At 45.4% G+C, this 10,172-nt stretch carries 11 protein-coding genes; 1 reads left to right on the forward strand and 10 read right to left on the reverse strand.

Features of this window, described 5'->3' with window-relative positions; all coding sequences use genetic code 11:
* Positions 1-46: 46 nt before the first annotated feature.
* The 8 genes from J6U00_RS00885 to yabP form a co-directional block, all read right to left on the reverse strand.
* Positions 47-1,120, reverse strand: a complete 1,074-nt coding sequence (locus tag J6U00_RS00885; RefSeq protein ID WP_296577666.1) for a radical SAM protein — start codon at positions 1,118-1,120, stop codon at positions 47-49.
* Between the two features lies 1 nt (position 1,121).
* The gene (locus J6U00_RS00890; RefSeq protein WP_296577668.1) at positions 1,122-1,949 is read right to left on the reverse strand and encodes a dockerin type I repeat-containing protein; all 828 of its coding nucleotides are present in this window, start codon (positions 1,947-1,949) and stop codon (positions 1,122-1,124) included.
* 547 nt (positions 1,950-2,496) lie between these two features.
* Positions 2,497-3,654, reverse strand: a complete 1,158-nt coding sequence (locus J6U00_RS00895) for an FtsW/RodA/SpoVE family cell cycle protein (RefSeq protein WP_296577670.1) — start codon at positions 3,652-3,654, stop codon at positions 2,497-2,499.
* 511 nt (positions 3,655-4,165) lie between these two features.
* Complete coding sequence (locus J6U00_RS00900) at positions 4,166-4,963, reverse strand: hypothetical protein (RefSeq protein WP_296577671.1); 798 nt, start codon at positions 4,961-4,963, stop codon at positions 4,166-4,168.
* Between the two features lie 160 nt (positions 4,964-5,123).
* A complete protein-coding gene (locus tag J6U00_RS00905; protein ID WP_296577673.1) occupies positions 5,124-5,654 on the reverse strand; it encodes a S1 RNA-binding domain-containing protein in 531 nt (176 codons plus the stop codon).
* A 46-nt stretch (positions 5,655-5,700) separates the two neighbouring features.
* A complete protein-coding gene (locus tag J6U00_RS00910) occupies positions 5,701-6,003 on the reverse strand; it encodes a hypothetical protein (RefSeq protein ID WP_296577675.1) in 303 nt (100 codons plus the stop codon).
* Positions 5,993-6,538, reverse strand: coding sequence for a spore cortex biosynthesis protein YabQ (yabQ, locus tag J6U00_RS00915; protein ID WP_296577677.1), 546 nt, complete (start codon positions 6,536-6,538; stop codon positions 5,993-5,995). The genes J6U00_RS00910 and yabQ overlap by 11 nt, the downstream gene beginning before the upstream one ends.
* Complete coding sequence (yabP, locus tag J6U00_RS00920; RefSeq protein ID WP_296577679.1) at positions 6,535-6,813, reverse strand: sporulation protein YabP; 279 nt, start codon at positions 6,811-6,813, stop codon at positions 6,535-6,537. The genes yabQ and yabP overlap by 4 nt, the downstream gene beginning before the upstream one ends.
* A gap of 209 nt (positions 6,814-7,022) precedes the next feature.
* On the opposite strand from yabP, the gene J6U00_RS00925 reads away from it, so the two are divergent.
* Positions 7,023-8,117, forward strand: a complete 1,095-nt coding sequence (locus tag J6U00_RS00925) for a DUF3810 domain-containing protein (RefSeq protein WP_296577681.1) — start codon at positions 7,023-7,025, stop codon at positions 8,115-8,117.
* A gap of 46 nt (positions 8,118-8,163) precedes the next feature.
* On the opposite strand, the gene J6U00_RS00930 is transcribed toward J6U00_RS00925, so the two are convergent.
* Together J6U00_RS00930 and J6U00_RS00935 are read right to left on the reverse strand one after the other, a co-directional pair.
* Positions 8,164-8,763, reverse strand: coding sequence for a hypothetical protein (locus tag J6U00_RS00930; protein WP_296577683.1), 600 nt, complete (start codon positions 8,761-8,763; stop codon positions 8,164-8,166).
* Between the two features lie 54 nt (positions 8,764-8,817).
* A partial coding sequence (locus J6U00_RS00935) for an NAD(P)H-hydrate dehydratase (protein ID WP_296577685.1) occupies positions 8,818-10,172 on the reverse strand: 1,355 nt, incomplete at its 5' end.

Consider the following 10,172-nt stretch of genomic DNA (forward strand, 5'->3'; position numbering starts at 1 on the left):
TATGGCTGTTGTTATTATCAAATTTAAGTGTAATTCATTGTTTTTATCAGAACAGGATATCCTTGAAGCAGAGTTGCGGCTCATTTTTATCAAAGTCCCAGCTATGAAAAGAATCACCGTGACAGAACTCCTTCTGGTCACACTTCTGACAGACAGCATTATCGTCAGAGAGATCTCGTCTGAATATCTGGAACTTATTCTCCCACACCTCGCTGAATCTGTCGCGAAGGATATTGCCCTGTACGAACTCCGGACGGCGTTCGATATCGAGACAGGCAACTATATCGCCGTTAGTGCTTATACTTGCAGTGTAAAGACCTGCGGTACACAGATAGTACCAATCCCTCACCTCGCGCTCGTACTCCATGCCAAGGTAATGGCTGCAACCATAAGCCACCGGCTCGCCCGATATCCTCTTGCTCCTTATAAATTCAAACAGGGTTCTGTAATCGTCATCTGTGAGAAGTAGCTCTGGAAAGGTTTTGGCACGTCCCATAGGCTCCATATTTACAACTCTCCATGAGTCGATATCCATTTCGTTAAATATACTGAAAAGCTCGTCAAGCTCGCCTATACTCTTATGAGTAACGACTGTCGTGACCTGAACGTGCTCGAAGCCGCCGATGCGGATAAGGCTCTCGATGCCCTCCATTGCTTTTTTATAACCGCCGGGAGTTCTTCTGAAAGCGTCATGTGTCTCTTCAAGGCCGTCGATGCTTATAGAAATAGTCTTCATTCCAACTTTTTTCAGCTCACGGGCGATATGGTCGTCTATGAGTGTGCCGTTGGAGGTCATTCCCCACTGGAAGCCAAGCTCGTTTGCTGCTCCGAGAATATCGAAAAAATCCTTTCTGAGAAGGGGCTCTCCGCCAGTGATATCGAGCATTTTGCCTTTTGTGGACATATCCTCCTTAAGCTGCGTCAGAAAAGTGCGGTACTGCTCCACTGTCAGTTCATCGGAGGGTACCTCTCCACATTTGCTTCCGCAATGCAGACATCTCTCGTTGCAACGTAGGGTAAGCTCAAGGAAAAGATTGCGTAGCTGAGGTTTTTTCATAAGAGTGCTACGGTAATCCCTCATCTGCTCGAGATGAGTGCGTTTCATATTGATATCGAGCATATCAGTCTTCCTCTTCCTCGCGCTCTAATTCCTCCAGTATCGCACCTGCCTCTTCTATCTCCTCCAGAGCCTCATCAATAGCCTCTTTTGTCCTTTCGATAGACGGCTTTACACCATAGAGCGATATGACTACATCGCCTCTCGGATCATAAGCAGTAGTAAATGTTGTTGTCGTTGTGGTATCGTCCTTCTCCTTGAGGGTAGTCTTTTCGGACAGTATGCTTCCACTGTCGTACTCGCTGAAGTCCTTGATAGCTCCGAGAAGGAACCTCTGCAGGAGCACAAGGTCTGAAACGTCTACTTTTCCGTCAGAATTGATATCGCTGAGGAGCTTTGCCCTCTTGTCCTTATATTCGTCGAAGAGAATAGCTCTTCTAAGTGCTATTGCGTCAAAAGTATCAACAATGAGATCTCCGTTGACGTCGCCCTTCATTCTAGAATCTATATCCTCGTCAGGATCGCTTACTGTAGTCGTTGTTGAACCGAATACCCAAGGCGGACCATAAAGGGTCTGAGTAGTCGTAGCAGTCATCTCATGGTAATCGGAAGTTGTAAATGTGGTAGTACCGGGTACCCACGGAGCACCGTAAAGTGTCTGTGTGCTTGTGGTAGTAAGGTAAGTCATATTAGCCGAAGTAACAGTCCCTAAATTCTCCCCGTCGTCATCCTTTTCCTTGTTCCAGTCAGAATCCGTGAGGGTCAAGGACTCCACAGGATCTACCTTTGGACGGTTAATTCCTTCATTCTCTGAGCAATCGGCAGGAAGTGCCGACATATTTGCCGCTGCAAACATTGCCGCAGTCATAACGGTAAAGATACTTTTTTTCAATTTGAACCTCTCCTCTCATAATCAGGCGTGCAGTGCAATCTACGTCTGAGCTTTATTTTTCTGGAGAGAGAAACTTACTAACTCCCATGCAGCTCATCTCTCCAGTGGTTACTTATATTTTACTCCATATATGGTCATTTGTCAACTATAATCTTGAAAAAGGTACATAAAAATTATTTAATATGCTCCTGCTATATGCGGTATTTATAATAAATATTTAACTATCTGTTGAGAAAAAAACTTTTGAAAAAGTTATTCCTTAAATTCCTTAAACCTTAAACTCCAAAACTTCTTTTTTATTTTACTTTAATTATGTCGCTTAAGTAATAAAAAAGACCTGTAAGTATACAGGTCGCCTCTATCAGGTTGTAAAATCAGATAAAAGTATTTGGAAAGAAGCACGGGGTGCCTTCCTGTAGCACAGGGAAATGTCACGCATTTACAGGGAAGCGTGCCTCAGTCATAGATAACTTTCTTCAGAAAGTTCCATACCGATGATTTCATATAGATCTTAGATATACTTATCTCACTTATGCATGAACATTTTTTAATCATCGTCTTCTTCATCATAGAATACATTATAGTTCACAGCGCGGTGACTGTAGGTACTCAGTACAAGACCTATCATAGCGTACATACTCATCAGAGCCGTACCGCCGGCGCTAACGAATGGCAGGGGTACTCCGATAACAGGAGCAACTTTCAGAACCATACCTATATTCATGACGCAATGTGTAAAGATCAGTCCGAAGGCGCCCATGCATATAAACTTTCCGAGGTGGTCGCGACATACCCTGCTGTCGCCGAATATTTTCAGGCAGATATAGGTAAGAACTATGATTATGCCCACTGTGCCGATAAAACCAAATACCTGACCTGCATAAGTGAATATGAAGTCATTGTGTATCTCTGGAACAGTTATATAGTCATCTGGCTTGCCGAAAAGTCCCTTTCCGAAAACTCCTCCCGACTTCAGGGCTGCAAGTCCCAGATCCTGTTGATACTCAATATACTCAGGGTCTGTACCGGGATGAAATAGTATCAGTATACGCTTTTTGTGGAATTCGCTCAACGCAAAGAACCACATTCCCGCAAGTCCAGCTGCAATAACAAAGGGAGCAGCCGCGATGTACTTCCATGATATCTTTGCGGAGCATATCATGAAGGCAAAGATGCCTGCAAATACTATAGCCGTTCCGTAGTCGCCCTGTAAGCCAACTATGCCGATAGGTATCATGCCGTGTATGACTATGAGCAGAATATGCAGTGGCTTGTTCATTTCCTCCTCGTCACGGGAAAGGTGGTAGGCGAAGGTAAGTATGAACGCCAGCTTCAATATCTCTGAAGGTTGAAACTGTATAAATCCGAGATTAAGCCACGCCTGATCGTCGGCCCCCTCTCGCCTGTAGCCAAGACCTGTAAAGGTAAGGGCAGTCATTCCGAGAGTCACAGGCACGAATACCACCCAAAGCTTTACTAGCTTTCGGTAGTCTATGAAGGATATCACTATGGCTGCGATAAGTCCTCCCACCATAGAAAACGCCTGTGTTTTCCAGTAGCTAGAGCCCACGGTCTCAAGCACCTTGTTGTATGTTATTGAATATATGAGCAGTGTGCTTATGGAAGCGCAGAGCGTGACTGCAAAGAGCAGTCCTGCATCGATGCTGTGCTTGCCAGAAGGTAGCTTTTTGAATGCAGATTTCATTGTCTCTCCTTAGTTTCTTTATATATCTTGTCTTTTAAAAGTGCAGCAAAGCTAAGAATTAAGAATTTAGAAAAGCGTACAATTAACTCCTGAACCGAGCAATCGCAGCCGTATATGACTTACGTATCACCTCTGAGCCGTCTATAATAGTCTTTACGACCTTGAGTATCTTGTCGTAAGCTCTTACACTGAGCCCGAGACTGTCACCTTGTATCTATGGCATGTATACCTACGCTTGGAATGTCAGTTATAGCCAAAGAAACATGGATTTATAGTTCCGATAAACATTATTGTACAGGAATATGTGACCATTTTTTAAGCACGGTGCCGCCCGCAAAAACTGCGGAGGCGATAGTATTATGAGGCATGCAGAATGGTCTTCTGGTTATTATGGGCATTTCCAGCGTCATTAATCTAGAAAGGAATGTAATTTTGCAATTTCGATGGCTTCCTCAAAGGCTAGGAACAGGAATATGGAAGGTATACGCTTTGCAAACATAATATATACTCCTTATCTGAATTTGAGCTTACTGTCCGCTATCCTTGAAGCCTTGCCGGATCTCGGCTTGAATATGTCCTCAGGCGCAGAACTGTTGAGCTTTCTCCTAACGGTTATCTCCGGCATATCTCCGAGCCCTTCTGTAGGATTGGGATTTTTCACCGTCTGCTGTACAGGAGCTTTGTTTATACCTGTCAATGGTATTGCCTGCGGTCCCGGAGACTGCGTATCTGTTGTTGAATTACTGTGCTGTCTTGAAGCGTACCATTCCTCGAATTTTTTCTGCTCCTCTTTCCTCGCTTCATGCTCTACAAGTATAAGGCTGAACATCGGGAATCCCTCAGTCTCGGAGAGCTGCTTGTAATCGAAGTAATCAGCGTAGGCATTGTACCCGAATACTACTCCCATACCGCCTATGATAAAGGTGAAGATATCGAATACCGTATATCTGTAAACAATACAGCTTATAAACATAGCCGCATATATCATCAGAAGAACAAAATGCAGTACCTTGCGCTTCCCGCAGCCCAACAGGGCCATCAACGCAAGACCTATGCACAGTATCACTTGAATGCAGCATCCGCTCAGAGGCAGGTAGTCGTAACTTCCGCACACAAGTATGGGTATCCATCCTATCACCTGCACTGGATTACCTAAGAAAGAAATGACAGCCAGCCAAAAGCTTACCACAAGGGTATACTTGAATAACCGGAAGCCATTTTTTTCTATTGCCTCCAGTCTTCCCCTGCACGCAGGATAGTGTGCATGGTCTGGCTTTTCCGTAATAGTCGGATTTTTTATATCAAACATATCTTATCTCCATTGTCATCTATGGATCACAGCGCTACATATCTATACAGCGCTAAAAAACTACTATATAGTATAAGTATACCACTTTTCGGCTGCATTGTAAATATATTTCTCGAATTTTAAAGCATGAAAAAGAGCCGTCACTCGGACGGCTCCGGAACTATTTTCTTCTTGTACCGTTTTTTCTGTCGGTACTACGCTTGAGGTCGCACATACGCTCCTCGCTGGTCTGCTTAAAACGAGACATCATATCCTCGAAAGTCATTTCAGACGGAGGGATAGTTTTCTTTGGTTCCCAAACCACAGGCTTGCTTTTCTGAGCGCGTTCATTGTTTCTTTCACCTTTGTCGAAGGAATGCTCACCCTTGTCGCCCTTATCGAAGCTCTTTTCGCCGTTTCTCTCAAACTTTCCCTGACCCTTGTCAAAGCGCTTCTGACGAGGCTGTACGTCACCGTTCTCTGAAGCCTTCTTTATCGAAAGGCTGACCTTGCCGGCTTCGTTTATGCCTATGACCTTTACCTTAACATCCTGTTCCTCAGAGAGATGCTCGTGGATATCGCTGACATATGTATTTGCGATTTCGGAAATATGTACCATTCCGGTACCACCCCCGTCGATATCGACGAAAGCGCCGTACTGTGTTATACTCTTGACCTTGCCATTGTAGATCTTACCAATTTCCAGCTGCATATTTATTTTTTACTCCTTTATAAAAGACCTGTCTTCGCAGATCTTATTAATCCCTGGTAGTGTCGTAGAACCTGCGCTCATCAGGATAGGCATAATGTCTGTCCTCAAGTGCAACCTTTTCCATATAGGCATGAAGATCATCACTGTCGAGAACGCGCTGCAGCTCGGCATTTTCAGTCTCATAAGCATTTATCTTAGTCTGTATCAGCTTCATCTGCTCCTCTTTTTCACTGCAATCCTTCTGTGTAGACGCAATAAGAACGCCGCAACCAATTATAGCTGCAACCGCTGCGAGCTTTACGAGTCCGCTGTTGAACAGACCTTTTTTATTATGTTTCTCATGTTTCATTTTTTTCGGCAACGTTTTTCACGTTCTTTCTCTTTTTATTTTCCATTTTATTATACAACAGATACCGCCCGTTTAGCAATACTATTTGTATATTTTTAATTAATTTAACGATAATTCGGTGATTTCTAACAAATTTAACAGTTGCTTTTTTACACAAAGGTGCAAAAACCAGCTCCAATGGTCGGACAACAAGCTTGAATAACGTCCCTGCAGCGCTAAAAAGCTTCCTTATAGTCCTGACGACCACTCTTCCAACAGTAACATAGTAAACCGAAAAGCCAAGAACATTCCCTACAACATAATACAATCTCAGATCACCCTTTGCAGCCGCAGCCGAGAAGGCAGTCAGGGCCGTCCCGTAAAGTCCAAGAAAGACTATATCTTCCGCGCTTGTAAGGATATCGTTATGCCGAACTATTAACCTGAAAGCGCGGATAACATCAAAAGCTACTCCAACAACCGCTCCGCCAAGGCAGGAAAGCCCGAAGAGCCGCACCTCCTCACTGAGGGTAAAATAAGTATCAGGTATTATCATCTAAACAGCCTTCCTAGAGCGGAGATAGGTCCCTTTTTGTCCCTGTCGCCATATATTAGAGCCCAGACGTCGCCTGTTATCGTCATATCTCCAGTTTCAACGCTCATTGCATCAATATGCAGCTCACGCCCCTGCACGGTCAACTCTCCCAACTGAGTATACAGGCTTATCTCCTTTTCGTCGAAGCTGTCAACATCTGTAATGCCCGAAATAGTCAAGCTTTTGCGGTTCTCAAGTATAATATTATGATTCTGTTTCACAGTCTTGTCCTGCATGGTCTTACCTCCGATATTTGATAATTAAATTCTATTCGAAGAAATGTCACGATATGCAAAATCTCTACGGAACAAAGGAAGTCAATATTTCCCATTTTAAGACAGACATTGATTTGCCTTTCTTTTCATGGTATAATTAGTGTATGCAGTAACCGCCGCAGAGCGTTAAACAATGACAAGCAAAGATAATTTCCAAGGAGGGCAACGGTATGAAAAAGCGTTACAGCATTCCTCTGACAGTCATAGCAATAATGATAATTCTCAACGTATTGGCGCGACTATGCCATCCCTTCGCGGATTTTTACGTAACAAGAATCTTCCCGTACATATCGTCGGCTGTCTCATTTGTGACTGGACTGCTACCATTCTCCCTCGGAGAGATGCTGACTGTGGCAGCCATAGCACTTGTTATCATAGGAGTGCCGCTTTTGCTGATACTTCTTATTTTCAAGAGGGGCAAACGCCTGAAAACAGCTGCCTTCGCAGGCACCCTCACGCTGTGGATACTCTGCTACATAGTCACAACAGAGACCATGAATTGCTTTATCATGTATCAGTGTACGCCCCTTGCTGAAAAGTATTTTCCCGACGCTCACAAGCATACCGACGAAGAGATAACCGAGCTCTACGGTATTCTTATAGACAAATGCAACGAGTTGGCAGTTCAAGTGCCACGCGACGAAAACGACCAGTTCGTACTCACCTGCGATTTCCAGGCAGAAGCAAAAACAGCAATGAAACGTGCAGGGAGCATATATTCCCAGCTTGACGGCTACTATCCCAACGCTAAGCCGATACAGTTCTCATACTTCATGAGTCAGACCGATACCACTGGTATATACCTCCCTTACACCCTTGAGGCAAACTATAACGACGATATGGTACGGACGAACCTTCCATCCACAGTCTGCCACGAGCTGTCCCACCTGAAAGGGATAATACAGGAGGACGAAGCGAATTTCCTGTCCTTTATAGCCACTACCGGCAGCGATAACATAGAGTTTCAGTACTCTGGCTATCTCGACGCTCTAGAATATGTTGATATTGCAGTGTGCAGGAACGATATCGGACCCGCTTTGGAGCTGACGAGCAGCATATCTCAAAAAGTGCGAAACGACTGGTTTAGATTTCTCCCCGAGACCTACTGGGAGGATAATTCCGAAAAGGAGATAATCCCCACAGAGGCTGTCAGCGAGGCTTCAACCACATTTATTGATACTAATATCAAGATGAACGGCAGAGAAGAAGGCATACGCACCTATTCCCTTATGGTAAACCTGTTGCTTGATTACTATTTCCAGTAAAAAACAACGGACAGCGGTAAGAATATCGTACCTGCTGTCCGTTTTCTTATTGTATAGCCAAAGTCTCTGCTGTTCCGGCTGAGAGCTCCTCCGTTGAAGCCTGCGTATCCTGTTCAAGGGCTATTTCAGCAGTTTTCAGCTCTGTGAAGCGCATTTTCAGCTTATTGTTCGGCATTTCGAAGGTGCTGAGAATACCGTTTTCATCGACTGTAAGTACATAGTCTCCGCCGTCAAGGCTTCCCTTTATGCTAAGCAAGCCGTCATTTTCCTCTCCCGTCAGTTCAGCCGCAGTCGCATTGTCGTCCACCGCCTTCATAAGGTTAAGCATCATAGCCTTTACGGGTATCGCCGAACGAGGCACGGAAAAACTCAGGCCCTTGTAGGAGGCAATGACATTTCCCTCACTGAATTCGAGCTTTACGCCGCTGAGAGTATTGGGCTCGGAGAATTCTATCTCCCATACCCCGTCACCGAAGCGCTTTACCTCGCCACCTGCTTCAAGTCGATCGATAGTGATGCTTACTGCCGATGAGAACGCGCATCCGAGACCGTTTCTGCGTGAAGAGCTTCCGCCTCCGGTAACAGCGCAGGCTGTGAGACATACAGCGGCAGCAGCCGCAGCAGCGAATGCAAAAATCCTTTTCATAATACCAGCTCCAATCAAAGTATCGAAAATCCATTTTCACATCCGACCGATACGTCAAACGGTCAAATTATTCTTCTTTTCTCTTAGTATCCCGAATGCCTCGGGCAGGCTGTTTATGATATCCCTCGGCAGCATAGCTTCCATACCAAGCCTCTTTGCAGCCGTATCGCCTGCAAGTCCATGCATATACACTCCTGCGCAGGCTCCATCGAATATACCGCACCCCTGCGCGACCGCAGCTCCTATCATTCCTGCAAGTACGTCGCCGCTTCCGCCGACGCTCATTCCTGCGTTTCCAGTATGATTTGCAGCGGTAGAATGACTGTCAGCCACTACCGTACCTGCTCCCTTGAGCACCACGGTTATACCGTACTGCTCGGCAAACTTTTCCGCCGCAATGAGCCTGTTCTCGGCTATCATATCAGTGCCGCAGTTCAACAGACGCGCCATTTCCCCTGCATGGGGAGTTATGATGATATCCGTCTGCTTCTTCATTAGAATATTTATGTCCTTTGCAATGCAATTTATTCCATCTGCGTCAATAATAACGGGACACTTTGCGTTCTGGGTTATATACTTCATTAGCTCTATGGTGTCCGTAGTAACTCCCATGCCACAGCCAGCAACTACAGCATCGGCTTTTTCCATTGCCTCTGCAAGTAGCTCACGACTGCTGTCATAGAGCATGAAGCCGCGGTCGTCACAGTCCAGCTCAATGAACGTAGCCTCAGGAGCCAACACTGATACCGTGTCTATGCACTTCTCAACTGAGGCTAACCTAACAAGCCCTGCTCCGCTGCGAAGGGCTCCAAGAGCCGCAAATGCAGCTGCGCCACGCATAGATGAGCTTCCGGCTAAAATAAGGACTGTTCCAAAGCAACCCTTATGAGCGTCTCTTTCACGCTTTGGAGGATAAGCGGCAAGGAAATTTCTCTCGATACGGATATATTTCCTTTCACCGTCGAGTATATCCAATGCGCTCTTAGGTATGCCTATATCCGCAATAGTTACCTTGCCGCAATACTTTTTCAGCGGGAACTGCGACATTCCAGACTTTATGAAGCCAAATGTGATAGTCTCGTCCGCCTTGAATATTCCTACGGAAGCCGTACCCGTCGCACTGTTTCCTCCACTTGGAACATCTACCGCAATACGATATGCACCAGAACCGATGCCGAATATGCCGATGATGTCCTTGTCGAGCTGTCCGTGGAAACCAGTACCGAACACGCCGTCAACAAGCACCTGCGCACCAATGACAGCACCTTTGATAAGTCCCATTCTGCGCTTCTCGGAAAATAGTATATCGTCAAGGGGGTTCCTCTCGTGCTTTTCCCCAGATTTTTCATTGTTTCTGGGCTGTATAGTCATATAATCCAGCTCTGCCGCTTCTATAGCAGCTTCAACAT

Origin of the sequence: Ruminococcus sp., assembly GCF_017650195.1 — a bacterium.
In the GTDB taxonomy this organism is placed as follows: domain Bacteria; phylum Bacillota; class Clostridia; order Oscillospirales; family Ruminococcaceae; genus Ruminococcus.